This is a genomic window from Streptomyces sp. BL1, from assembly GCF_057628045.1.
In genome coordinates this window covers 7,018,159-7,040,102 of the sequence record NZ_JBXYWZ010000002.1, presented here as the reverse complement: position 1 = coordinate 7,040,102, position 21,944 = coordinate 7,018,159, and the positions used below count along the sequence as shown (strand labels likewise).

Sequence of the window (21,944 nt, the reverse complement as noted above, 5' to 3'; positions counted from 1 at the left end):
GAAGTCCCGTGAGCCGTACCATCGTTGACATCCACGTCCTGCAGACGGTGCCGCCGAGCAACCTGAACCGGGATGACACCGGCACCCCCAAGACCGCCGTCTACGGCGGAGTACGCCGCTCCCGCGTCTCCAGCCAGGCATGGAAGCGCGCCACCCGCACCGGGTTCAAAAGCCTGCTGGATCCTGCCGAGTTGGGGGTGCGGACCAAGAAGGTCGCCGAGCTCATCGGCGACACGATCCGGGAGCTGGATCCGGAGGTGACGCCGGAGGCGTCCTGGGAGCTGGCCAGGGCGGTGGTGGAGGCCGGCACCGGCTCCAAGCTCGTCGTCCCGGAGCGCAAGACGAAGAAGGACAAGGAGGCCGCCGCCGATGCCGAGGAGGCTGGGCCGCAGCCGCCGGAGTCGAAGTATCTGATGTTCCTCAGTGCCCAGCAGCGACGCGGGCTGGCAGAGTTGGCGATCGAGGGCCATGCAGACATCGCCAGCTTCCTCAAGGTCAAGGAGAACAAGGAGCGCGTCCGGGAGATCGCCGACACGCGGCACTCCGTGGACATCGCCCTCTTCGGCCGGATGGTCGCCGACGGCGCCGACATCAACGTGGACGCCGCCGCCCAGGTCGCACACGCCATCAGCGTCCACGCGGTGGAGAACGAGTCGGACTACTACACCGCGGTGGACGACGAGAACACCGACGAAGAGACCGGTGCCGGAATGATCGGCACCGTGGAGTTCAACTCTGCGACGCTGTACCGCTACGCGGCTCTGGACGTGAACCGGCTCGCCGACAACCTCGGACAGGGCCTGGAAGAGAGCGCCGATCCGGCCACGCCGGTGCGCCGCGCGGTGGAGGCGTTCGTCCGCAGCTTCGTCTCCTCTCTTCCCACCGGCAAGGTCAACACTTTCGCCCACCACACTCCGCCGGACGCCGTCGTGGTCAAGCTGCGTGCGAGCCGCCCGGTCAGTTTCGTGGGGGCGTTCGAGGAGCCGACGATGGCCGAATCCGGCAGCGGACACGTGCGGCAGGCCAGCGAGCGGCTGGCTGAGCAAATCACCGATGTGGAAGAGGCATTCGGTGAAGAGGCTCTGTCCAGCTGGGTCGTCCGCGCCGGGCGGAACACCGCCAAGCTCGCCGACGTCGGCACCCCGGTCACGCTCGACGAGCTGGTGGCGGCCGTCGGCGCGGCGGTCGCGGAGCGGCGGGGCGGCACGCAGTGAGTGTGCTGCTGCTCCAACTCGCCGGCCCGCTCCAGTCCTGGGGTGCCGCCTCCCGCTATCCCCGGCGCTCCACGGAGTCCGCACCGACCAAGAGCGGGGTGATCGGGCTGCTCGCTGCCGCCCAGGGCCGCCCCCGCACCGCCGACCTGTCCGATCTCGCCGCACTGCGCTTCGGCGTACGCATCGACCAACCCGGCACCCGCGTACGGGACTTTCAAACCGCGCACCACCAAGTGAGCGACAAGGCAATGCCGGTCACCGAACGCTTCTACCTGGCCGATGCGGTGTTCCTAGCCGCTGTCGAGGGCGAGCGCCCGATGATCGAGGAGCTGCACGCCGCTCTGCGTACACCGCATTTCCTGCCTTTCCTCGGACGCCGTGCTTGCCCGCCCGCACGACCGCTCGACCGGGGTGTACTGCACGAGACAGGGCTGGAGACGGCGCTGCGGGAGCATCCGTGGCTCGCCGCATCCTGGTACCGGAGGCAGACCGCCCGCACCGCCCCCAAGCATCTCCCCGTGCTGCTGGATTCCGCGGCCGACGATCCGCCTGGCGATCTCGTCGCGGATCTGCCACGCAGTTTCGACCCGCGCCACCGTCGCTACGCCCACCGGTCGGTGCGGCACGACACCGTCCCCCGGCCGGGCGCAGAGCCCGCCCCCGCGGTCCCGCTACACGACCCGATGCAGCCGCTGAAGGACGACGACTGATGTACCTCACCCGCTTCCGCGTCAACACCGCACGCACCGGGGCGCGTTTCCTGCTCTCCTCCCCCCAGCGCCTGCACGCGGCGGTGCTCGCAGGTTGCCCCGGCCTGCCTACTGACCCTGCCGAACGGCCCCGTATCCTCTGGCGGCTCGACCACGGCACCCGCACTGAGGTGCAGCTGTACGTCGTCAGCCCCGACCGTCTCGACCTCACGCACATGGTGGAGCAGGCCGGCTGGCCCGCGCTGGCCGAGCCCGGCAATCCCGGCTGGGAGAGCCGCCACTACCGGCCGTTGCTGCAACGCCTGGCCAAGGGCGACCGATGGGCGTTCCGGCTCACCGCCAACCCGGTGCACTCCATCCGCCGCAAGGACGGAGAACCGACCAAGCGCACCGCACACGTCACCCCGCGCCATCAGCTCGGCTGGCTGCTGGAACAGCAGTCCAGGCACGGCTTCGAGCTGCTGCCAGGGGCGGTGCCCGACGCCGAGGACCCGCTGGAGCGGTACGCCACGGTCGTCCACGGCCGCCGCGACCTCGCCTTCCGCAAGCGCCCCGACGATCCCGCACCGGGCACACCTCCGAAGAAGGGGAGCCGACGCGCCAACCCGGTCAACCTGGTCACCGCCGTTTACAGCGGCCGGCTGGAGATCACCGACCCCGACGCGCTGCGAACCGCCCTCACCCAGGGCATCGGCCGCGGCAAAGCTTACGGCTGCGGACTGCTCACACTGGCGCCGGAAGGCTAGACAGGTGACCACCATCAGCAAGCGGGGCGCTTCCTCCCCACGCGAACTCACCCGCATCGGGGACCGGTTGTCCTTCGTCTACCTGGAGCGCGCCGTCATCCACTGCGCTGACAACGCGATCACCGCCGCCGACGGCGACGGCGTACGGCACCTCCCATCCGCGACCATCGGCACCCTGCTACTCGGACCGGGCACGAAAATCTCCCAACAAGCCATCCGGCTGCTGGGCGAGAGCGGCGTGGGCATCGTGTGGGTCGGCGAGCACGGCGTGCGCTACTACGCCGGCGGCCGAGCGCTCTCCCGCTCGGCTGCCCTCTCCGAAGCCCAGGCCCGGCTATGGGCGAATCCGCGGACACGGCTGGACATCGCCCGGGCGATGTACTCGCTGCGTTTCCCCGACCAGGATCCAGCAGGGTGCAGCCGTCGGAAGCTGCTCGGCATGGAGGGAGACAGGGTCAAGGCGTGCTACCACGCCGAAGCTGCACGTACCGGCATCCGATGGCGCGGACGCCGGTACGTCCAGGGCGACTTCGCCTCCGGCGATGCCCCCAACCAGGCGGTCACGGCCGCCGGGCAGTGCATGTACGGCATCGCGCAAAGTGTGGTGGCCGCGCTCGGCTGCATCCCGGGGCTCGGCTTCGTCCACTCCGGGCACGAACTGTCCTTCGCCCTCGACATCGCGGACCTCTACAAAACCGAGATTGGCATCCCGGTCGCCTTCGAAGTGGCAGCCGAAAGCGAGGAGGATGTCGGCGCCCGTGTTCGCCGAGCGCTGCGCGACCGCGTACATGCCGCGGGACTGCTGGACCGCTGCGTCAGCGACATCAAGACGCTGCTCGCCTCCGGGATGGCTGCACGGGTCACCGAGGAGCGCGATGATCCGCTACGCGACCGGGTGACACTCCAGTCCGACCGCGGCGAGGAGCTTCAAGCCGGCCACAACCTCGGCGAGGGACTGATCTGGTGACAGTGATCGTCTTGTCCAACTGCCCTACCGGCCTACGAGGTTTCCTCACTCGGTGGCTCCTTGAGATCTCCCCCGGCGTCTTCGTCGGCAACCCCTCAGCCCGCATCCGGGACGCGCTCTGGGCGGAGGTACGCGAATACGCGCGCGAAGGCCGCGCCATTCTGACGTACAGCACCGACACAGAGCAGGGCTACACCTTCGAGACCCACGACCACCACTGGCACCCCGTCGACCACGAGGGCGTCACCCTCATCCGCCGCCCCTCAGAACAGCCCACCAACCCGAACACCACCACGCGCCCGCCGCGTCAGGGCTGGAGCACCACCGCCAAACGCCGCCGCTACGGTCGCTGAGGGCAGGCCGCACAACCATCTGGCGTGCCCGCCATTTACCCTGGAACTGCCTGCTGCCTGGCAGGTGGAGAAGTTCTGACGTCAGGTTTTTGCTCCCCGCGCACGCGGAGATGGCCCCTACGTGAGGGCTATTGCTGGCTACGGCTTCTCGATGCTCCCCGTGCATGCGGGGATGGTGTGTTCGGCAGTCGCGTCCAGTGCAGTAGCCACGTGGCGCGGCTGCTACTCCTTCTGCTTGTTGGACGACTTCGAGCGGAACACGAAGCGGATGCCTCTCGCCTTCCCGCAGCCATCGCAAACTACGGACAGGCTCACCGGCCTGAGCCACTTGGCCAACCGTCTGCCGCCCTCCGCTAACAGTATGAGCAGCACCGAAGCCACGATCAGCAATTCCATCACTCACTCGCTCCTCATGCTGCGATGAAGTGCGTGCGACGCGAAAGCCGCACCCTGAAACTAGGATGGCCCATCGGACTCATACCGCACAGCGATATCGCCAACTACGTGAGGACAGAAGGCCCGTGGCCCCGATGCCGGCCGCAGGAACAACCTCCGTAAGCCAGCCCACGAAACTGTTGGGTTTGTACCGGTAACGGCAATGAGGCATCGATCCCGGACGCGGCAGCTGGGCCCATGCCGAGGGGCAGCCGAGCACTACGCGACGAACCCGAGCCGGGGCCCATCACCGCGCGCGGGGAGCAGACCCCAACTTCCGTACTGTGCCCCGTTTTCGGGCCTGTCCCCGAATTCGTGAGGAGTAAGTCTCCATCTGCGAGCCGGCCACCTCCGACCGAGATCCTCCCCCGCGTGCGTGGGGAGAAGTCACCGCCGGGCGGACGCGGGTTCCACGCCTCGGGTCCATCCCGCGTGCGCGGGGAGCAGCCGTCGGCATGGGCGGGCGGACGCAGGGTGCCGGGTCCATCCCCTCGTGCGCGGGGAGCAGCGAAGCGGCGGACCGACTCGCGGACCGCGCGGGGGTCCATCCCCGCGTGCGCGGGGAGCAGTCCTCCTGGTCGCGTGCGTTGATGCGGTGCTGGGGTCCATCCCCGCGTGCGCGGGGAGCAGAGCACTGCCCGACGGCGAGCCTTGGGTGCACGGGGTCCATCCCCGCGTGCGCGGGGAGCAGCCCTCGGGGAGGTATCCGCCCTGGTCATACCAGGGTCCATCCCCGCGTGCGCGGGGAGCAGATGTTCTTCAGCAGCGCGAGCAGGTCACCTTTGGGTCCATCCCCGCGTGCGCGGGGAGCAGATCTCTTCGGCTGGAAACTCATCCCAGTTGTCGGGTCCATCCCCGCGTGCGCGGGGAGCAGTGGACTGACACCCCCTCAAGAGCGGTTCCCTGGGGTCCATCCCCGCGTGCGCGGGGAGCAGCCGCCGTCGCCGCCGTTGATGATCCGGGCGTAGGGTCCATCCCCGCGTGCGCGGGGAGCAGTCAACTCGGTTGACCCCGGTTCAGCGGGGTGGGGGTCCATCCCCGCGTGCGCGGGGAGCAGCGTCGAGCCGCGGTGGACCAGCGACGCCAAGCGGGTCCATCCCCGCGTGCGCGGGGAGCAGGGCTGCGCTCGAAGCCATCGAGAACACCGTGGGGGTCCATCCCCGCGTGCGCGGGGAGCAGCCGTTCACGGCCGGAGCGCTCACGCGCTCACGGGGTCCATCCCCGCGTGCGCGGGGAGCAGGACTGGGTGCACTCCTCTCCTGCGTCCAACGAGGGTCCATCCCCGCGTGCGCGGGGAGCAGCCTCTCCGACCTGGGAGTTTTCCGGGAGGAGATGCCGTTCTGAGCAACTATCAGCGATGCAGACATTTCAACCTGCCGATGGGGCGAAGCGTCGGCGTACTCCTCACTGGGACAGCCTAGGCCCAGTTATCCACCCGCCGGGTACCAGGCAGAGGGTGGGGTCGCTGAGTGCTTTAGATCGCACTCTAGTCACTGCAGTATTGGCAACCTCAACAAGCCACCGCATAAAAGGAGTTATTAGAAAGGACTCGCCCGCAGCGTCGCGATTCTCGACCATCACAGGGTCCAGTCGTCGCATGCCGGCAGGTGACCATCGAGTGGTTACGTGACTGCATAGCTCGCGCGGAAGAGGTCTTGCGCTCGCTCCACATCTCTCGGCGTGCGGAGCTGCACCTCCAGGTCGCCCGTCCCGTGGTGGCCGAGTCCGGTCACGTCCCGTGTGAAGCCGGGCACGATATCGACGTGCTTCGGGTCGACCTTCAGGTAGACCAGCAGCTTGCTCCGCTGGGGCGTGCACACGCACGCGAAGTTCCGCAGGCGCTGATATGCCCGGTACTGCTTGCGCTCGACGCGGTTCACGCCGTCGCCAAGGCCCAGCAGCACCTCGTCGACCACGCTCGCCAGCTCCATAATCGGTGCGCCCTGGGCATCGGCCGCGGTTCGCGCGACAGCCTGCCGGCCCGCCGGACGGATGGCCTGCATGCCGCCGCTGACGGACGCCACGGTCTCAAGCCCGAACAGGTCGTCGCCAAAGAGCCGGTAGCGGACCAGGTCGATCGACCGCCTGTGCTCGCTTACCGCGTGCACGTCGTAGCGCGTGAAGTCGCCGGCGATGCAGATGAGGCGCGGCGCGCTCCACAGCACTTGGGACGCGGCTGTCACCCCGAGCCGGTCGCGCACCAGATGTTCGAACTCGGCGCGATGGTCCATCAGCCATGAGAGGTAGAACAGGCCCTGGTTGATGACGCCTGCGTCGGTGCCGCGTTTGTACTCGACGATGACCGGCGATCCGTTCTCGTCCAGGCCGAGTGAGTCGATCCGGCCTCCGTGAACCGGGCCTGTGCCGTACTCACTCGCCAAGAAACGGACGCCAAGCAGCGTTTCCATGTGCGTCTCGACCAAGCCCTGCACGTCCGCTTCGGCCTCAGCAAGACGCGACGTTACCTCGGTAAGGCCGCTAGTCGTCGTATTCGCGCGGAACAACTTCAGGCCCGACACCTGCCCCCTCCTCGACTCAAGGCGCACCAACGCCGAGGAGGGCCAGAATATTTCCGCCGGGTGCGAGAGGCGATTGCCGCCGACCGGCAGCACTCATGTCCCCCTGTTCCCGGGAGTGGCAGAGTGTCGGGCCAACGCCCTTCGCCCCGAGCCTGGGGTGGCGGAGTGGGCCTCTCTCACTCTCGCCACCCCAGCATGCGGGATACGCTGCGCGCCGTCCGGCGTAACTGCAGTCGGTCTCGCTGGGCAGCCACTTTCCCTGGGGAGGCCCTGGGGAGTTTCCGCCTCTCCGGGGAGCGCATGGGGAGTTCCGGCGCCATAACTGCGCACGAACGTGAAACGCCGTGAAAGAAACATTCGCGCAGGTCAGCTACGTCTGCTTCGTCATCTGCGCAGGTCGGCGCCACCTACTGGACGTGTACATCGGTTACTCCATGGGCAGTGCGTTCAGCGCGACCGTCCTCGCCGCCGACACCGACGCGCAAGGGCTGCCCGCCGACAGCGGCTACCAACTGGCCGCGCTGTGCGGCTGCGTGGTCTGGGTGGTCACCGCGCTGGCCGGCTGGCTGCTGGCGCGTACGCCGCGCTCTTCCGGCGCCGCGCGACAGGCCGTTCCGGGCCCCGGGGCGGAACCGGCCGGCAAGTCACGTACGGTAGCCGTGACGGAGAGTGAGAACACATGAGGGCGGAGACGGAGGAACGGTGAGCGGGAGCAGCACGTCGCGCCGCAGGGATTCCGCGCAGAGCCGTGAGCTGCTGCTGCGCGCGGCGGGCGAACTCTTCACCGAGCACGGCTTCGACCGCACCACCATCCGCGACATCGGCCGGCGCGCGGGCGTCGACCCCGCCCTGATCGCCCGGTACTTCGGCGGGAAGACGCAGCTGTATCTGGCCACCGTGGAGACCGAGCGGGGTGAAATCCTGCGGGGCGACCTCCTGGATCCGGACCGGCTGCTGCAGGTCCTCGAACGGGTCGACCGGCGCGGGTTCGTACCGATCCTCCAGGTCGCCGTGCAACGGCTCAGCGATCCGGACGCGGACCGGGCCGCCCGTGCCGAACTGCACGAGCGGATGGTGAAGCCGCTGCACCGGCGCTTCACCGCGGAGGGCCGCGAACGGCCGCTGCTGCACGCCGAGTTGGTGGCCGCGGCCGTGGTGGGGATCGTGCTCGCACGGCGCAGCGGTTCCTTCGAGGAGCTCGGCAAGGTGCAGCCGGAGGAGCTGTCCGGGCTGATCCGGTCGCTGCTCGGCGACGGATACTGACCGCGCCGGATACTGACCGCGCCCGGGACCGAGGTGGGCAGGCCCGCGTCGAGGGCGACGACGCGGCCGGTGGGGGTACGTACGGGCTCACAGATGACCGCTTCACGCATGGTTGCCGCCTGCCTCACGGGGTTCCGTCTCCGTCGTCGAGAGGGAGGTGGCGCCGGGCGCCGGGCGCCGGTTTCCGAGGACGCCCTTGTCCCGGAGCCTCGCGATGTCCGTGGAGTCCAGGCCGAGTTCCGAGCCGAGCGTCTCGTCGGTGTGCTGGCCGATCCGTGGTGAGGGGGCGGGCGGTGCCTGTTCGCCCGCCATCACGACGGGTGAGCCGGGGGCCCAGTGCCGGCCGACGCCGGGCTGCCGTACCTCCGCCATCAGCGGGTTCTCGCGCAGCAGTTGGGCGTCGTCGGCGGCCAGGTCGGCGAAGCTGCGGTAGCGCGACCACAGCACCCGGGTGGGCCGCAGGGCTTCCTCGGCCTCGGCGAGCGTACGGCTCTCGAACCAGCCGGCGACGAGGTCGCCGAGCACCTTGCGGTGCCGGTAGCGCGCCGATTCCTGTGTGAAGTCCTCGCCGAGAGCGGCCGCCAGCGCGGTGACGGCGTCGGTGAGTCCCGTCGCGGCGAGCAGCTCGCGCCAGTGCCGCGGGGTGAGCGCCACGAGCATCAGGTGTCCGCCGTCGGAGGTGGCGACGTCGCGGCCGAAGGTGCCGTAGACGTGGTTGCCGTCGCGTTCCCTTACGGTGCCGGACAGTTGGGCCTCGGCGAGGTAGCCGAGGTTGCCCGCGGTGGCCATGGCGACGTCCTCCAGCGCGACCCGTACCTGCTGACCCTCGCCCGTCAGTCGGCGGTGGCGTTCGGCGGCCAGGAGACCGGTCGAGAGGTAGAGCCCGGCGGCGATGTCCCAGGCCGGCAGCAGGTGGTTGACCGGCCGTACGGAGTCCTCGGGGCCGGTCACCAGCGGGAAGCCGGTGCCTGCCTGGACCGTGTAGTCGACCGCGGTGCCGCCGTCGCGGCGCCCGGTGAGCAGTACGTGGATCAGGTCGGGACGGCGTTCCCGCAGAGTGTCGAAGGTGAGGTCCGCGTACCGTTCGGAGTTGCTGACGACGATGCCGCCACCGTCTCCCCCACTGACGATCAGGTCGCCGACGAGCCGGCGCCCGTCGGCGGTGGACAAGTCGACTTCGACGGCCCGTTTCCCCTTGTTGAGGCCCGACCAGTACAGGCTGGTGCCGCTCTCCGCGAGCGGCCAGCGGGTGCGGTCGGGTGCGCCGCCGGCCGGTTCGACCCGGATGACGTCGGCGCCGAGCTGCGCGAGCGTCATCCCGCACAGCGGCGTCGCCACGTAACTGGAGATCTCCACGATCCGCAGGCCGCGCAGCGGCCGGGAGGGGCCGCCCGCCGCCCCGCTCACAGCCGCTCCCGGGAGCAGCAGGGGCCCGTCATCGGCCGGCCCCCTTGAGCAGCTGCTTGGCGACGATGACGCGCTGGACTTCGCTGGTGCCCTCGTAGATACGGAACAGCCGGGCGTCCCGGTAGAAGCGTTCGGCGGCGACCGAGCGCATGTAGCCCATGCCGCCGTGGATCTGCACCGCCCGGTCGGCGACGCGGCCGACCATCTCCGTGCAGAACAGCTTCGCGCAGGACGGCGCCATCCTCCGGTCGGCACCGCTGTCGTAGTCGCGTGCCGCTTCCAGCACCATCGCGCGGCCCGCGTACGCCTCCGTCTCGCTGTCCGCGAGCATGGCCTGCACCTGCTGGAACTCGGCGATGGGGCGGCCGCCTTGGCGCGTGCCAGCGGCGTGCCGCACGCTCTCCTCGATGAGCCGCTGCGCCATGCCGACGCTGAGCGCGGCGATGTGCACCCGGCCCTTGACCAGCGAGCGCATGGCGGCCGGGAATCCGGCGCCTTCGACGCCGCCGACGAGGGCCGCATGCGGGACCCGTACCTCGTCGAAGAACACCTCGGCGGTGTGGGCGCCGCGCTGGCCCATCTTCTCGTCGGGCGGCCCCACGCTGAGCCCTTCGCTCGCGGCGTCGACGACGAACACCGAGATGCCCTTCGTACCCAGCTCCACGTCTCCCGTGCGGGCGAACACCATGAAGACGTCGGCGACGTCCGCGTTGGTGATGAACCGCTTCTGACCGGTGAGGACGTAACCGTCCTCGGTGCGGGTGGCGCGGGTCCGCAGTCCGCTGGGGTCGGAGCCGGCCTCCGACTCGGTGAGGGCGAAGGAGGCGACTTTCGCGCCACTGGCCAGGTCCGGCAGATACCGCTTCTTCTGTTCCTCGGTGCCCGAGGCCACCAGCACCTGGCCGGCGATGCCGTTGTTGGTGCCGAACATCGAGCGGAACGCGGGCGCGGTGTAGCCGAGTTCCATCGCCAGCCGCACCTCCTCGCTCATGGAGAAGCCGAGCCCGCCGTACTCCTCGGGCAGCGCGTACCCGAACAGGCCCATCTCTGCGGCCTTCTGACGGAGCATCGGCGGGATCTCGTCGGTCTCCTCGATGGTCTCCTCGGCCGGGACGACCTCCTTGCGCACGAAGGTTCTGACGGCGTCGAGTATGTTCTCGAAGTCCGCGGTGTCCATGGTCTTCTCCTCTCCCGGGCTCAGGCGCCCGCGGCGGGGCCGGTCGGGACGGCGGGCTGGGCCGGGGCGGCGGGGTCGGTCGGTACGGCGGGCCGGGTCAGGACGGCCAGGGCGTCCACGGCGACGGCGCCGTCCCCTTCCGCGCCCAACAGCAGGGGGTTCACGTCGAGTTCGGCGATGTCCTCGGACAGGTCGGCGGCCAGCCAGGACAGCCGGACCAGCGCTTCCGCCGCGGCGTCGACGTCGCGTGCGGGCTTGCCACGCACCGCTCCGAACAGCCTGCTGCCGCGCAGGCCGAGGAGCAGCCGCCGCGCTGTCTCCATGTCGACGGGGGCGACGGCGACGCGGCTGTCGGCGAGGGCTTGGACGAGTACGCCGCCCAGGCCGGCCACCACCACGGGACCGAACACGGGGTCGCGTTTGATTCCGGCGATCAACTCCGTTCCGGAGGCGGCCATTTGCTGCACGAGCAGCCGCGCTTCGTCCACGTTCTGCTCGCGGGCGATACGGAACAGGTCGTCGGCGGCTTCCCGTACGGCATCGGCTTCGGTGAGGCCGAGTCGTACGCCGCCGATGTCGCTCTTGTGGCCGACCTGTTCGCTCAGCAGCTTCACGGCGACGGGGCCTTCGAGTTCGTCCGCGGCGGCGACCGCTTCATCGGCGGACCCGACCGGGCGGGAGGCGGCGCAGGGCACGCCGTACGCGGCGACGAGGCGGGTCGCCTCGTGCTCGTCGAGCCGCGAACGACCGGCGGCCCGTACCCCGTTCAGGAGCGTGCGTGCGGCGGCCGCGTCGATGCCGGTGGGCCGCTGCGGCCGCGCCAGTGGGGGCCGCAGGCTGAAGTCCGCGAGCAGTCCCAGGGCGGCCGCGGCCCGCCCCGGGTCTGTGTAGCAGGGGATGCCGAGGTCGCGCAGGCGCTGCCGGGGGCGGCCGCTGCCGCCGGTCCACACCACGACGACGGGCCGGTCCGTGGAGCGGTGTGCCTCGTCGATGGCGTCGATGAGTTCCTCGGCGCAGTTGTCGGCGCAGCCCAGCAGCACGGTGATCATGTCGGTGTCCGGGTGCCGGGCCGCCACCCTCAACGCGCGGCGCAGGATGTCCGGTTCGGCGACGAGCGTGCCGGTCAGGTCGATGGGATTGCGCGGCGATCCGTACGCCGGTATCACGTCGGCCATCGTCCGCTGCCACGTCTCGTCCCACGCCGGGACCTCGATGCCGTACGCGGCCGCCGCGTCGGCCATCAACGCTCCGGCGCCGCCGGAGACCGACAGCGAGGTCAGCCTGCGGCCTCTCACGCGCCGTCCGGTGGCGAAGATCTGCGCGGCGTCCAGCATCGGTTCGGGCCCGTCGACGCGCAGAATGCCGAACTGCCGGGCCGCGCCGTCGAATACGGCGTCCTCCCCGGCCAGCGACGCGGTGTGCGAGTGCGCGGCGCGTGCGCCCGCCGCCGAGCGCCCCACCTTCACGGCGATGACGGGCTTGTCCCGCTCGTGCGCCTCGCGCGCCGCCTCCAGCAGCTTCCGGCCTCCGGTGACGCCCTCCAGATAGGCGAGCACCACTTCGGTCTGCTCGGTACGCACCAGCCCGTCGAGCAACTCGGCGACCGACAGGTCCACTTCGTTGCCGGTGTTGAAGTAGTGCGAGATGCCGATGCCCAGGTTCTGCGACTCGTTGAAGACGAAGCCGCCGAACGCGCCGCTCTGGCTGAGGAATCCCACAGGACCGTCGTGCAGCGGTACGTCCTCGTCCAGCGCGGAGCTGAACGTGGGCACCGCACCGCTCCGTACGCCGATCATGCCGAGGCAGTTCGGACCCAGGACGCGCACCCCGCTCTCCGCGATCGCCGCCTCCAGGTCGCGCTGCAACTCCGCGCCCCTGCCACCCACTTCGGCGAACCCCGAGGCTCCGACGATCGCGGCGGGGATGCCGCGCTTCCCGCACGCCCGTACCGCACCGGCCGTCTGCTCCGCCGACAGCATGATCATCGCCAGGTCGATCTCGCCCTCGATGTCGTCGAGCGCGGCGTACGCGGGCAGGCCCTGCACCTGCCGGCGCTTGGCGTTGACGGGGAGGATACGTCCGGCGAACCCGAAGCGCTTCAGATAGTCCACCGGCCGCCCGGACAACTTCGTCGGCGTATCGGAGGCGCCCAGGATCGCGATCGACTGCGGGTGCAGCAGTCTCCGGAGGGCGTCGTCGTCCCCGTCGGGGTTCACCTGGGAGCTCGGCTCGGGGTGCGGTTCACGCGCGGACACGATGGCAACTCCTTTTCGCAGCGGGACAGTTGGGCTTCTCGCGGCGGTACGGGCGCTCCTCTCGCAGGGGGTACGGACGCTCGCGCGGCTGACCCCGTCCACCGCGAGCCCCGTCCGGGGCGGGGCCCGCGGGCTGATGTGTGAAGGCGGACACGGAAAGACGGGAGGCGGGGCGACGGGGAGAACCCGCCGGTTCTCACAGGTCGGCGGCGGGGCACAGGACGCGCGGTCGGGCCACCAAGGAAGCTAGATCAGCCCATCGGGTCCGTCCAACACCAAAGCCGTGCATGATTGAGTCGCCCACACGTCACAATCGCCTGTGACCTGCGGCGATGTCGGCCGTCCCGCCGGGGGCCGACTATGCCTGTGCCCGCGGCTCCTGCGCCGGAGCGGCGCCGCATTCGCCCGGAGTGGCGCGGTATTCACCCGGAGCGGCGCGGTATTCGCGGGGAACGGGCCTGTATTCGCCCGCCACCTCGGTGGCCACCTCGACGAGGGAACTCAGCGCCGGATTGACGTCGTCGTCCCGCCACACCAACGCCAGCGGCAGCGGCGGGATTTCGGGAACGGGCACCAGCACCACGTCGAGTACGCGAATGTGCCGGGCGGACTCGGGAACGATGCCGATTCCGGCGCCCGCGCCCACCAGCGCCATGATGGCGTGCGTATCGGGCGCTTCCTGAACAATGTTGGAGCTGAGCCCTTTGTGAAGGAACGCGCTCTGGATGTACGGGGTGATGATGGATCCCCGCGACGCCGGATGCCCGATCAACGGCTCGTCCTGGATGTCCTCCAGCGCGATCTGCTCCCGCTCTGCGAGCCGGTGCGCGGCCGGCAGCGCGACGACGAGCGGGTCGCGGGCGATCTCGTGCAGCCCCAGACCGGGCGTCGGGACGGGACACCGGATCAGCCCCGCGTCCACTTCCTCGTTGCGGATCCGCTGCACCATCTCGTACGCGAGGTGCGGGCCCACCGCCTCCAGCCGTACGTTCGGCCGCGACTCGCGGAACTTCCGCACGATGCGCACCATCACCTCCGACGAGGTGGGTCCGCTGTAGCCGAGCCGCAGGGTGCCGATCAGCCCCTCCATGGCCTGACGTGCGACGCGGGGCGCGGCCTGCGCCGCCTTGAGCGCGCGGCGGGCTTCCAGGAGGAACTCCTCACCCCCGGCGGTGAGGACGACCTGCCGGGTCGTACGGCGGAACAGTTCGACGCCCACTTCCCGCTCCAGCCGCTTGATCTGCTGCGACAGAGGGGACTGCGACATCTGCAACCGCCCTGCCGCACGGCGGAAGTTGAGCTCCTCGGCGACGGTGACGAAAGCCTCCATGTGCCGCAACTCCACGGCCGCCGCCCTTCTCGCCGCTCACACGGCACAGTGTCGATTCAACGACTCAATCGTGTCTCCGATTGGTGTTGGACAGCCCACAGTTTCTCTCCGTACCGTCACAGGGCCAACCCCCGTGAACACACCTGTGGTTCGCGGACCTGGGACGGAAGGCCGCAACCGGCTCGACTGGAGTGAGGAAGCGTTGCCCGAGGCAGTGCCGTCAGATGGAGAGTTGTCAGAGGCCGTGTCGTCCGATGGAGAGTTGCCCGAAGCGGTGCCGCCGGCCGACAGCACCACCGGGCTGGTCCGCGTCGACCGCGTGAAGTCCGCCTGCGTGCTGACGATGAACAACCCGGCCAAACGCAACAGCATCGGCATCGGCATGCGCCATCAGCTCACCGACGCCGTACGGGCGGCAGTCGCCGACGACGACTGCCGCGTCCTCGTTCTCACCGGCGCGGAGGGCCACTTCTCGGCCGGTGGCGACTTGTCGGCCCCGTACGTGTCCGGCCGGGTCAACCGCGAGCGCATGCACGCGATGAACGACACCGTCCGCGCCCTGGCGGGCTCGACGAAGCCGGTGATCGCCGCCGTCGAGGGCGCCGCGTACGGCGTCGGCCTCTCCCTGGCCGCGGTCTGCGACCTTGTCGTCGCCTCGGACACCGCGCGGTTCTGCGCGCCCTTCACCGGGGTCGGCCTGACAGCGGACGGCGGCCTGCACCACACGCTCCCCCGCCGCATCGGCGCGGCGCGGGCCCGCCGCATGATCCTCACCGGTACGGTCGTCGACGCCCAACTCGCCGCCGAATGGGGACTGGTCGACATACTCGCGGGCCAGGACGCCCTGGCCGGCGGCCTCGAACTCGCCGAGGAGCTGGCGGCGCGGGCACCCCTGGCGCTCGCCGCCTCCCGGGAGATCCTCGCCCGCCCCGGCCAGTCCCTCGACGACGTCCTCGAAGCCGAACTCGCCGCGCAGGTCTCCCTCATGGACAGCGAGGACTTCCAGGAGGGCAAGGCCGCCTTCTTCGCGAAGCGTCCGCCTCGTTTCGGCGGGAAGTAGCGGGCCTTGACGACTCAGCGCCCGTACGCCCGTGCACGATCGAGGGGAAGTTCACGATGCAGATCACCGAGATCGAGGCGGTCCCGTACTCCGTCCCGTACCGGCACCCCCTCGCCTTCGCCACCGGGGAACTCACCCACGCCCAGCACGTCCTCGTCAGGGTGCACACCAGCGACGGGGTGACCGGCATCGGCGAGGCCGTCGAACGCCCCATGATCTACGGGGAGTCGCAGGCCTCCATCGTCGCGGCGGTACGCGACTGGCTCTCGCCCGCGCTGAGCGGTCTCGACCCGTTCGCGGTCGAGAAGGCCCAGGCGCGCATGGCGGCGGTCGTCGCCAACAACACGGTCAAGGGCGCCATCGACATCGCCCTGCACGACATCCGCGGCAAGGTCACGGGCCAGCCCTGCTGGCGGCTCTTCGGCGGGTCGGGCGAGGCTCTGCGCGTCACGGCCATGCTGTCGCTCGGCACACCCGAGGAGGTCGCCGGGCAGGCGCGCGCGGCCCGGGAGCGCAGCGGGGTCACGGCGTTCAAGCTCAAGGTCGGCCTGGATCCCGCCACCGATGTGGCGGTGGTCGCAGCCGTACGGGAAGCGGTGGGCGACCGGGCGCTGCTGTACGTCGACGCCAACCACGGCTACACCGCCGAGCAGGCCGCGCAGGTGCTGCCGGTGATGGCAGGGCACGGCATCGAACTGGCGGAGGAGCCCAGCCCGGCCGGGGACTTCCTGGGCAGGCAGCGCCTCGCCCGGCAGATCAGCATCCCGGTCATGGCCGACGAGAGCGCCACCACGCTGGCGGACGCCACCCGGGAGGTCTCCCAGGGCGCGGCGCGGGTTCTGAGCATCAAGACCACCCGTACGGGTTTCACCGAGAGCGGCAAGATCGTGGCGATGGCCCAGGCGCTGGGCGCGCGTGCCCTGTTGGGCAATCAGGCCGACAGCGTGGTGGGCACCTCCGCCTCGCTCCACTTCGGGGCGGGGCATCCGTGGGTCGGGCGGGAGGCGGGAGAGCTCGACCTGTTCACTCTCCTGACCGACCAGATCACCGAGCAGCGGCTGACGGTGGAGGACGGGCTGCTCGCCGTACCGGCGGGGCCGGGCATCGGCGTCGACATCGACGCCGCCAAGCTCGACCGCTACCGGGTCGACAAGAGCTGACCGTACGGGCGGACTCTCCGGAACCGTCGTCGAGGCGCTGGTTTCGACCACAGATGCCCGGTATGTACGACGCGGCTAGGGTCGGAGACGGTGCCGCGTGGCCGGGCGCGCCCCCTCCGTATGCGGGGCCGCGCCGCCGGCGCCGGTCGTGAAGGAGTGTGGTCCGCGTGTCCCGTACCCGCCGTCTGATCCTGAGCCCGCCGTCCGAGGTCTGGAGTCTGCTGTCCGACGGCCACCGTTACGGGGAGTGGGTGACAGGCACGCAGCAGATCCTCGCCGTGGACCCGCACTGGCCCGGGGTGGGCGCCCGGCTGCGGGTCAGAGTGGGATTCGGCCCGGTGACCGTCGACGACACCTGCGTCGTGCGCATCTGCGAACCGGAGCGCCGTCTGGAGCTGGAGGCGAAGGCGGACCCGTTCGGCGCGGCCCGGATTGCCATGAAGCTGGTCCCCTGGGGCGAGCACACCCTGATGATCCTCGACTGGCATCCCCTCCGGGGTCCCGGCATCAGGATGCACGGGCTCCCCGTGGACTACGTCGTCGCGGTACGGAACGGCATGATGCTCACGAAGCTCGCCCGTATCGCGGTGTGCGAGCAGCAGGGCGTGCGGAGTTGAACAGCTGAGCGGCCGGGTCGGGAACGGATCAGGAACGGGTCAGGAACCGTTCACGGCTCGCGCGTGACGGGGGCCTGCCACAGGGCGACGATCGCGTCGATCAGGCCCGTCGCGGCGTCGTGCCAGGTCGCGCGGAAGGTGGGGGCGCCGTCGGCGAGGGCGCGTTCCCGCTCCACGGCCATCTGCGTGATCAGGTGCCGTGTCATGGCGGCGCGCTCGGCGTGCACCTCGGCGGGCAGGTCGGGCAGGCACCGGTTCATGCCCTCCTTCAGCGGCTGCATCGACGGCGCCGCTTCGGAGAACTCCTCCCACGTGGCGGCGTGCAGCGCGGGGTCGGCCGAGACCTGGGCGATGAACCGCGCGTACCAGCTGGGGCGGCCGAGGGCTTCCAGGTGCTCGGTCATCGGGCGGACCGCGCAGGCCACCCAGTCCCGCAGATCGGTGGAGTCGCCGATGCCGGCCATCATGTCCGCGCGGATCCGCTCCATCTGCTCGGCGTGCCGACGCGTGATCGCACGGATCAGGTCGGTCTTGGTGCCGAAGTGGTAGCTGACGGCCGTGTTGTTGCCCTGGCCGGCGGCCTCGCTGACCTGACGGTTGGCGACCGTGTGCACGCCGCGTTCGGCGAACAGCCGCTCCGCGGCCGCCAGAAGGGCCTCCCGCGTCGCGCTGACCTGCTCGTCCCGCCTCGTCCTGCCTGCCATCTTCTCCACCACTTCGGGACCTCTCACAGCTCTGCGGCGGCCGGCCCCACGGGACGCCGCAGCTCCCCGGCCGGGCCGGGAAGGCCGAACCACGGAAGCGTACGCAACGAGCGGCGGTGCGCGGCGCACCACCCGACGCCGCTCACCGACGGCCCGCTGGATTCGCCGCCCGAATGGCAACCGCCCGAACGGAAGCAGCTGCGCCGGGAGTGCCCGGCCGCCACCGTCGGCCCGCCCACCGGGGACACCGGCCCGATTCCGAGCCGCTACGACGCGGTCCGGACGCTGCTGACGGACTCCCGCTCCACGCGGCCCACCGTCGAGGACAACGGCGCACGGATCGCCCCGAGGGGCGGGCGGCGTGGCCGCCGACGGTGACGAGTCGCCGGCCGCACCCGGCAAGGGAGAGGAACGCCTGCTCCGACGGCGGCAGATGGGCAAGCACTTCACCGCGCCGGCCCTCGAACTGACCGTACCCGTCGCGGAGTTGGAGCAGGTCGAGGGCCTCAGCGTCGGCGGTCTGCGCGCGGTGCCGGTGCGGTGGTGATCCGGCCCGTACGTCCGGTACCGCGCGGTGGTCCCACAGCATGATCCGGCCGCCGTGCCGTACGACTTGCGAGCGAGTCCGCCCGGGAGGAAAGGGTGATGTGGCGCGGGTGACGGCCGGGACAGGATCGACGGCGTCGGGTCCGGCCGGTCCCGATGTGGCTGTGGGGCCCCGCAGGGCCCAGGGGACACAGGAGGACAGATGGTCAAGCGCGGCAAGGCGGCACTGTGCACGGTGGGCGCGGTGGCGGGGGCGATCGCGCTCACCGTGACGGTGACACCGTCGGCATCGGCGATCATCGGAGGGCACGACGCCACGTCGCCGTACTCGTTCATGGCGAGCCTGCAGAAAGACGGCAAGCACTACTGCGGAGCCTCCCTGATCAAGCGGGACTGGGTCGTGACCGCCGGGCACTGCGCGGTGAACATCGAGGCGAAGCAACTGTCCGTGCGGGTCGGCGACCACGACCGTACGAAGGGCGCCGCGGCGAAGGTCACCAAGGTCGTCGCGCACCCGAAGTTCTCCTACGAGCCGTTCCGCAACGACGTGGCCGTCATGAAGCTGGACCACCCCGTGGATGCGAAGCCCATCAAGGTGGCCGCCTCATCCACGCCGACAGGGACCCGCACCCGGATTCTCGGCTGGGGCATGACCTGCGAGGACGGCAGCGAATGCCCGGATCCGCCGCGGAAGTTGCAGGAGCTGGACACCAGGATCGCCCCCGACGCGCGGTGCAGCGAGAACTACGACGCGGACAACGAGCTGTGCACCGGCAGCACCGAGAAGAACGCGATGGCCTGCATCCTCGACTCCGGCGGCCCGCAGATCAAGGGCCGCCCCGGGAAGTGGGAACTCATCGGGGCCACCAGCCGCGACGGCGACTCCGACCCGAAGTGCGCCACAGGACCCGGCATCTACACCGACCTGACCGCCCACCGCGACTGGATCGGGCAGACCACCGCGAAGTGATCGCCCGCTCCGGTGGCCGCCCTGGTCAGGGGCGGCCACCGGAGCGGCGGCGTACGGCGCCGAGCTGGGCCCGGTCCAGGTCGGTGTCGGTGAACTGGCGTGCCACAGCCCGCAGTACGCGCGCCATCGCCTGCGCGGTGGGAGTGGCCGCGCGCCGCCGGTGCCGGGCCAGCTGAATGTGCCGTACGGGGGCCGGCACGTCCGAGGCGAACGGCAGCAGGCGTACATCGCTGCGCCGGTTCGTCAGCGCGAGGCGCGGCGCGAGCGCGATACCGAGGCCGGCGGCGACCATGGCCTGCGCCTCCTGGTAGTCGTGCGACTCGTAGGCGATGCGCGGTTCGAAGCCGGCCTGGTGGCAGCTGCGCCTCAGCACGTCGGCCACCGGGTGCTCGTCGGCGCGCGTGATCCACTCGTGCTCGTTCAGGGAGGCGAGCCGGACCTCGTCCCGCTCCAGCAGCGCGGAGTCGGCGGGTACGACGAGGACGGTCGGGTCGTCGAGCAGCGGGGTGACGGCGAGTTCGGCGTCGTCGACGCGATTCCAGTCGTACTCCCACATCAGGGCCATCTCGACCTCGCCGGTGTGCAGCATGTCGCGCAGCCGGTCCAGGACTCCGGCCCGTACGACGGTGCGGATCTCCGGGTGCCGCCGGCTGAAGCGGGTCAGCGCGGGCGGCAGCAGCGACGCACTGGCCGTGGGAAAGGAACCGAGCCGCAATGTGCCCCGGTCGAGATGCGCGAACGCCTCCAAGTCGGCCTGAGCGGCGTGCAGTTCGCGGCGGATCGTACGGCCGCGTTCCGCCAGTTCCGCGCCCGCCGCGGTCGGCCGTACGCCGCGCGGCAGCCGCTCCAGGAGGGGCTGACCCGCCTCCCGTTCCAGCTGGGACATCTGCTGGGAGGCGGCGGAGATCGTCATACCGAGCGCCTCGGACGCCGCCGTGAGCGAGCCGCGCTCGGCGGCCTCGGTGAGCAGCAGCAGCCGTCGTACGTTGAGCATGCCCCCGACTTTAGCTCCACTCAAGACCTGTGAAGAACAGAGACATTGTGCTCAACCCTGTGCCCTGCGAAGGTCTACGCAATCCGCCGGACGCCTTCCGTCCCCCGCACAGAAAGACCCTGCTCACATGCACATTCCCGCGACGCTTGTCCGCGGCGGCACCAGCAAGTGCTGGCTGTTCAACCAAGTGCACGTCCCTGCCGAACGCGCGCTCCTGGAGCGCGTACTGGTGGGCGCGTACGGCGCGTCCGACCCGGTCCAGCTGGACGGCGTCGGCGGCGCGACCCCCACCACGTCCAAGGCCGCCGTCGTGGGTGCCAGCCCGCGCCCGGACGTGGATGTCGACTATCTCTTCGCCCAGGTGGGCATCGGCACCGGCACGGTGGAGTGGGGCAGCAACTGCGGAAACTGCGCCACCGCGATCGCCCTGTACGCCGTCGCCAAGGGGCTCGTCCCGATCACCGGGGACCGCACCCGGGTGGTCATGCACAACACCAACACCGGTTCCGTCCTGGAGGCCGAAGTCGACACGGCGGGCGGGGTCGTGCACGAATTCGGCACCCGTACGGTGCCCGGCACGCTCTCCGGCGGAGTCGCCGTCGACCTCACCTTCCGCAATCCTGGCGGCGGCACCACCGGAGCCCTGCTGCCGACCGGCGCGGCCGCCGAGGAGCTCCCCGCCGAGGAACTGCCCGCGGGCGACGGGCCGTTGCGGGTCAGCATGGTGGATGCGGGGGCGCCCGTGGTGCTCGTCGACGCGTTGCGGGCCGGGCGTACCGGCGCCGAGACGCTCGACCGGATGCGTGCCGACGTGCCCTGGCTGCGGGGGGTACGGCATGCGGCCGCCGCTCGTATGGGGCTGCTCCGGCCCGGCCAGGAGCCGGGGGACGCGGCGCCGAAGGCCGGACTCGTCGGGCCGCCCCACCCGTACACCACCACCCTCGGGGAGCACGTCGCCGCCGAGGACCACGACGTGTCCGTCCGCATGCTGTCCATGAACTCCCCGCACCCGGCGATCGGCCTCACCTCCGCCGTCGCCCTCGCCGCCGCCAACTCCCTTTCGGGGACGGTGGTTTCCGAGGCGGTCGCTGCTGGGGCGGTGGCCGTTGGGGTGGGCGCTGGTGAGGTGGGCGCTGCCGGGGCGGTCGCTGCTGAGGCGGTGGCTGCCGGGGCGGTTGCGGCTGAGGCGTCAGGTCGCGTCGGCGGGTTCACGCTGCGCATCGGCACTCCGGCCGGGGTCCTCGCCGTCCGTTCCGAGGGCATGACGGCTGACGGGCCCGCCCGCGTCACCGTCTGCCGTGCCGCCCGCATCCTGTGCGAAGCGGCGATCCTCGTCCCCGACGTGGCCACCACCGCCGCCGCCTGACACCGGGCGACGTCACTCGCGCGGAGGCCCCACCCACAGGCCGCCGCACCCCGGACACGCGCAGGGCCCACCCGCCCCGTGCGCGGTCCGGCCCGGCTTGGGGCCGGACCGACTCGGGGTCGCCCCAACTCGGGGGCCTGTCCCGCCCGTA

At 70.7% G+C, this 21,944-nt stretch carries 21 protein-coding genes and 1 CRISPR repeat array; of the genes, 13 read left to right on the top strand and 8 right to left on the bottom strand.

Features of this window, described 5'->3' with window-relative positions:
- The first annotated feature begins 8 nt into the window (after window positions 1-8).
- From cas7e to cas2e, 5 genes are read left to right on the top strand one after another with little or no spacing between them, the layout of a single operon-like run.
- Entirely contained in the window at window positions 9-1,214 is a 1,206-nt protein-coding gene (cas7e, locus tag AC3AGO_RS30875; RefSeq protein ID WP_487823560.1) for a type I-E CRISPR-associated protein Cas7/Cse4/CasC, read from the top strand.
- Window positions 1,211-1,924, top strand: a complete 714-nt coding sequence (gene cas5e / locus AC3AGO_RS30870) for a type I-E CRISPR-associated protein Cas5/CasD (protein ID WP_487823559.1) — start codon at window positions 1,211-1,213, stop codon at window positions 1,922-1,924. Before cas7e ends, cas5e begins: the two co-directional genes overlap by 4 nt.
- On the top strand, window positions 1,924-2,670 hold the full coding sequence (gene cas6e / locus AC3AGO_RS30865; protein WP_487823558.1) for a type I-E CRISPR-associated protein Cas6/Cse3/CasE: 747 nt from the start codon (window positions 1,924-1,926) through the stop codon (window positions 2,668-2,670). The genes cas5e and cas6e overlap by 1 nt, the downstream gene beginning before the upstream one ends.
- Window positions 2,671-2,674: 4 nt before the next feature.
- Window positions 2,675-3,637 carry a type I-E CRISPR-associated endonuclease Cas1e gene (gene cas1e / locus AC3AGO_RS30860; protein ID WP_487823557.1) on the top strand — a complete coding sequence of 321 codons (963 nt, stop codon included), beginning with the start codon at window positions 2,675-2,677 and terminating at the stop codon, window positions 3,635-3,637.
- Window positions 3,634-3,990, top strand: coding sequence for a type I-E CRISPR-associated endoribonuclease Cas2e (gene cas2e, locus AC3AGO_RS30855; protein ID WP_487823556.1), 357 nt, complete (start codon window positions 3,634-3,636; stop codon window positions 3,988-3,990). Before cas1e ends, cas2e begins: the two co-directional genes overlap by 4 nt.
- Window positions 3,991-4,212: 222 nt before the next feature.
- On the opposite strand, the gene AC3AGO_RS30850 is transcribed toward cas2e, so the two are convergent.
- Window positions 4,213-4,386, bottom strand: a complete 174-nt coding sequence (locus AC3AGO_RS30850) for a hypothetical protein (RefSeq protein WP_487823555.1) — start codon at window positions 4,384-4,386, stop codon at window positions 4,213-4,215.
- A gap of 518 nt (window positions 4,387-4,904) precedes the next feature.
- Window positions 4,905-5,726: direct repeats of the CRISPR family, unit length 29 nt; unit sequence GGGTCCATCCCCGCGTGCGCGGGGAGCAG.
- Window positions 5,727-6,047: 321 nt separating this feature from the next.
- A complete protein-coding gene (locus AC3AGO_RS30845) occupies window positions 6,048-6,944 on the bottom strand; it encodes a DUF5655 domain-containing protein (RefSeq protein ID WP_487823554.1) in 897 nt (298 codons plus the stop codon).
- A 344-nt stretch (window positions 6,945-7,288) separates the two neighbouring features.
- On the opposite strand from AC3AGO_RS30845, the gene AC3AGO_RS30840 reads away from it, so the two are divergent.
- Complete coding sequence (locus AC3AGO_RS30840; RefSeq protein ID WP_487823553.1) at window positions 7,289-7,627, top strand: hypothetical protein; 339 nt, start codon at window positions 7,289-7,291, stop codon at window positions 7,625-7,627.
- Window positions 7,628-7,646: 19 nt separating this feature from the next.
- Complete coding sequence (locus AC3AGO_RS30835; protein WP_487823552.1) at window positions 7,647-8,207, top strand: TetR family transcriptional regulator; 561 nt, start codon at window positions 7,647-7,649, stop codon at window positions 8,205-8,207.
- A gap of 102 nt (window positions 8,208-8,309) precedes the next feature.
- On the opposite strand, the gene AC3AGO_RS30830 is transcribed toward AC3AGO_RS30835, so the two are convergent.
- The 4 genes from AC3AGO_RS30830 to AC3AGO_RS30815 form a co-directional block, all read right to left on the bottom strand.
- Complete coding sequence (locus AC3AGO_RS30830; RefSeq protein ID WP_487823551.1) at window positions 8,310-9,614, bottom strand: CoA transferase; 1,305 nt, start codon at window positions 9,612-9,614, stop codon at window positions 8,310-8,312.
- A 28-nt stretch (window positions 9,615-9,642) separates the two neighbouring features.
- Window positions 9,643-10,791: an acyl-CoA dehydrogenase family protein gene (locus AC3AGO_RS30825; protein WP_487823550.1), complete on the bottom strand. Its 1,149-nt coding sequence runs from the start codon at window positions 10,789-10,791 to the stop codon at window positions 9,643-9,645.
- 20 nt (window positions 10,792-10,811) lie between these two features.
- The gene (locus tag AC3AGO_RS30820) at window positions 10,812-13,046 is read right to left on the bottom strand and encodes an acetate--CoA ligase family protein (RefSeq protein WP_487823549.1); all 2,235 of its coding nucleotides are present in this window, start codon (window positions 13,044-13,046) and stop codon (window positions 10,812-10,814) included.
- Window positions 13,047-13,404: 358 nt separating this feature from the next.
- Window positions 13,405-14,376, bottom strand: a complete 972-nt coding sequence (locus AC3AGO_RS30815) for a LysR family transcriptional regulator (protein ID WP_487823548.1) — start codon at window positions 14,374-14,376, stop codon at window positions 13,405-13,407.
- Between the two features lie 244 nt (window positions 14,377-14,620).
- Here AC3AGO_RS30815 and AC3AGO_RS30810 point away from each other — a divergent pair, with 244 nt between their 5' ends.
- The 3 genes from AC3AGO_RS30810 (at window position 14,621) to AC3AGO_RS30800 (ending at window position 17,213) form a co-directional block, all read left to right on the top strand.
- Complete coding sequence (locus tag AC3AGO_RS30810) at window positions 14,621-15,436, top strand: enoyl-CoA hydratase/isomerase family protein (RefSeq protein ID WP_487823547.1); 816 nt, start codon at window positions 14,621-14,623, stop codon at window positions 15,434-15,436.
- Between the two features lie 56 nt (window positions 15,437-15,492).
- Window positions 15,493-16,596 (top strand): mandelate racemase/muconate lactonizing enzyme family protein, encoded by a 1,104-nt coding sequence (locus tag AC3AGO_RS30805; RefSeq protein WP_487823546.1) that lies wholly within the window; start codon window positions 15,493-15,495, stop codon window positions 16,594-16,596.
- A gap of 167 nt (window positions 16,597-16,763) precedes the next feature.
- On the top strand, window positions 16,764-17,213 hold the full coding sequence (locus AC3AGO_RS30800) for an SRPBCC family protein (RefSeq protein WP_487823545.1): 450 nt from the start codon (window positions 16,764-16,766) through the stop codon (window positions 17,211-17,213).
- 50 nt (window positions 17,214-17,263) lie between these two features.
- Here the strand turns inward: AC3AGO_RS30800 and AC3AGO_RS30795 are convergent, their stop codons facing one another.
- Window positions 17,264-17,917, bottom strand: a complete 654-nt coding sequence (locus AC3AGO_RS30795; RefSeq protein ID WP_487823544.1) for a TetR/AcrR family transcriptional regulator — start codon at window positions 17,915-17,917, stop codon at window positions 17,264-17,266.
- Between the two features lie 361 nt (window positions 17,918-18,278).
- On the opposite strand from AC3AGO_RS30795, the gene AC3AGO_RS30790 reads away from it, so the two are divergent.
- Both AC3AGO_RS30790 and AC3AGO_RS30785 read left to right on the top strand, forming a co-directional pair.
- The gene (locus AC3AGO_RS30790; protein ID WP_487823543.1) at window positions 18,279-18,464 is read left to right on the top strand and encodes a hypothetical protein; all 186 of its coding nucleotides are present in this window, start codon (window positions 18,279-18,281) and stop codon (window positions 18,462-18,464) included.
- Between the two features lie 201 nt (window positions 18,465-18,665).
- On the top strand, window positions 18,666-19,433 hold the full coding sequence (locus tag AC3AGO_RS30785) for a S1 family peptidase (protein ID WP_487823542.1): 768 nt from the start codon (window positions 18,666-18,668) through the stop codon (window positions 19,431-19,433).
- A gap of 25 nt (window positions 19,434-19,458) precedes the next feature.
- On the opposite strand, the gene AC3AGO_RS30780 is transcribed toward AC3AGO_RS30785, so the two are convergent.
- The gene (locus tag AC3AGO_RS30780; RefSeq protein WP_487823541.1) at window positions 19,459-20,427 is read right to left on the bottom strand and encodes a LysR family transcriptional regulator; all 969 of its coding nucleotides are present in this window, start codon (window positions 20,425-20,427) and stop codon (window positions 19,459-19,461) included.
- Between the two features lie 127 nt (window positions 20,428-20,554).
- Between AC3AGO_RS30780 and AC3AGO_RS30775 the strand changes: the two genes are divergently transcribed.
- Window positions 20,555-21,793, top strand: a complete 1,239-nt coding sequence (locus tag AC3AGO_RS30775) for a PrpF domain-containing protein (RefSeq protein ID WP_487823540.1) — start codon at window positions 20,555-20,557, stop codon at window positions 21,791-21,793.
- The last annotated feature ends 151 nt before the right edge of the window (window positions 21,794-21,944 follow it).

What these genes read in the sequence shown, in the direction of transcription:
- cas6e (WP_487823558.1), top strand. Translation starts at nt 1,924, where the DNA reads ATGTACCTCACCCGCTTCCGCGTCAACACCGCACGCACCGGGGCGCGT.
- AC3AGO_RS30850 (WP_487823555.1), bottom strand. Translation starts at nt 4,386, where the DNA reads ATGGAATTGCTGATCGTGGCTTCGGTGCTGCTCATACTGTTAGCGGAG.
- AC3AGO_RS30825 (WP_487823550.1), bottom strand. Translation starts at nt 10,791, where the DNA reads ATGGACACCGCGGACTTCGAGAACATACTCGACGCCGTCAGAACCTTC.
- AC3AGO_RS30815 (WP_487823548.1), bottom strand. Translation starts at nt 14,376, where the DNA reads ATGGAGGCTTTCGTCACCGTCGCCGAGGAGCTCAACTTCCGCCGTGCG.
- AC3AGO_RS30805 (WP_487823546.1), top strand. Translation starts at nt 15,493, where the DNA reads ATGCAGATCACCGAGATCGAGGCGGTCCCGTACTCCGTCCCGTACCGG.
- AC3AGO_RS30795 (WP_487823544.1), bottom strand. Translation starts at nt 17,917, where the DNA reads ATGGCAGGCAGGACGAGGCGGGACGAGCAGGTCAGCGCGACGCGGGAG.
- AC3AGO_RS30785 (WP_487823542.1), top strand. Translation starts at nt 18,666, where the DNA reads ATGGTCAAGCGCGGCAAGGCGGCACTGTGCACGGTGGGCGCGGTGGCG.
- AC3AGO_RS30780 (WP_487823541.1), bottom strand. Translation starts at nt 20,427, where the DNA reads ATGCTCAACGTACGACGGCTGCTGCTGCTCACCGAGGCCGCCGAGCGC.
- AC3AGO_RS30775 (WP_487823540.1), top strand. Translation starts at nt 20,555, where the DNA reads ATGCACATTCCCGCGACGCTTGTCCGCGGCGGCACCAGCAAGTGCTGG.